The following is a 1286-nucleotide window of genomic DNA, read 5'->3' on the forward strand; positions in this document are numbered from 1 at the left end:
GGCCTATGGCGGCCGCGGGCCCCGCCGGGCGCGTGAGCGGTGCGGGCGGGGCGGCGGAGCCCGGCCGCACCGCGCGCGCCCCGGCGCCGGCGACCGCACCGGCCCCAGCCCCGGTGCCGACCACCGCACTCCCCGTCCCGCTGTGCGTGAGCGCGGGAAACTCCGGCGGCGGCGCGAGCGGCGAGGCGCAGAACGCGCAGCGGTCCCCGATGATCTCCAGGCCGCACCACCGGCACCGGTCCCGCCGCACGGAGGAGACGAGCTGGTAGAGCACCGACACGTCGGGCAGCCCCGCGGCGAACTCGACCAGCTTGGCCGTCCCCCACCAGGACGCCGACTCCGCCGACACCGGCACCGTGGAGAAGTGCTGGACCCGCCAGTCGGGGGCGAGCGTGGAGCCGACCCAGTCGGATGGGGTGCCGCCGCCGAAGCCCGCGCCGGTCGCGGCGACCATCCGCGTGGCGAACTCCGGCCCCGGCAGCCGGTCCTCGCCGCCCACCCGCACCAGCGCGGGCCGCGGCGTCGCGAGGACCGCGAACTGGGCGCTCGGCAGCCAGGAACGGGCGTGCGCCGTCATCGTGACCGGCACGTGGTCGAGCCGGGTCACGGAGTTGAGCAGCGCGCCCGACCAGATGTAGTGCGCGAGCAGCCGCGCCGCCGAGGCGAGCACCCCGGGGCCGAAGTCGCAGACGCTCAACTGCCGTAACTGCTGCACCAGTACCGCGACGCCGAGCGGCGGGAGGTCCGCGGCGACGATGGCCACCCGGTCGGTCTCCAGCAGCGAGCGCGCGGTGTGCAGCCGCCGCACCACATCCGGGTCGGTGACCGCGGGGTGCACGGCGACGACGTAACCCTGCTGCTCGACCATCGAGTTGAGCTCGTAGACCGTCTCCTCGACGGTCGCCCGCGGCTGGAGGACGGCGGGCGGGGTGTGCCGGTCGCCGGCGGGGAGTACCAGGCCGGAACCGGACACGCTGATGGCAGTCGGCACCGCTCCACCCTCCCCCGTCGCCCCCGTCTTCACGTGCGCAGCGCTTTCACCAGCACGATATCCCCGGGTTACGGCCTCCGACACCTGCTTGGCGGAGATCGTCTCAAGCAGGACCTGTCCGGTGATCGCGGCGTGTCGGCATATACGCCAACTCGCCTACGAGCGGGTGAAGTTACGGTGCCGCCACGACTCTTGACACCAGCATTGGTCTGGACCAAGTTGGTCTAGACCGGCTGGAACGCGCCGCGGGATCCGGCCATCCCGGCCCGGTTCCGCCCCGGCGACCCCCGCAAGC

Annotated in this window: 1 protein-coding gene; it reads right to left on the minus strand. The window is 74.3% G+C overall.

The window, feature by feature from the left end; translation table 11 throughout:
• Positions 1–991, minus strand: a 991-nt coding sequence (locus ACOV8S_RS16040) for a hypothetical protein (RefSeq protein WP_448318492.1), incomplete at its 3' end; no start/stop codon positions are given.
• Positions 992–1286: the final 295 nt, after the last annotated feature.

It is taken from the genome of Streptomyces sp. CO7, from assembly GCF_053474865.1.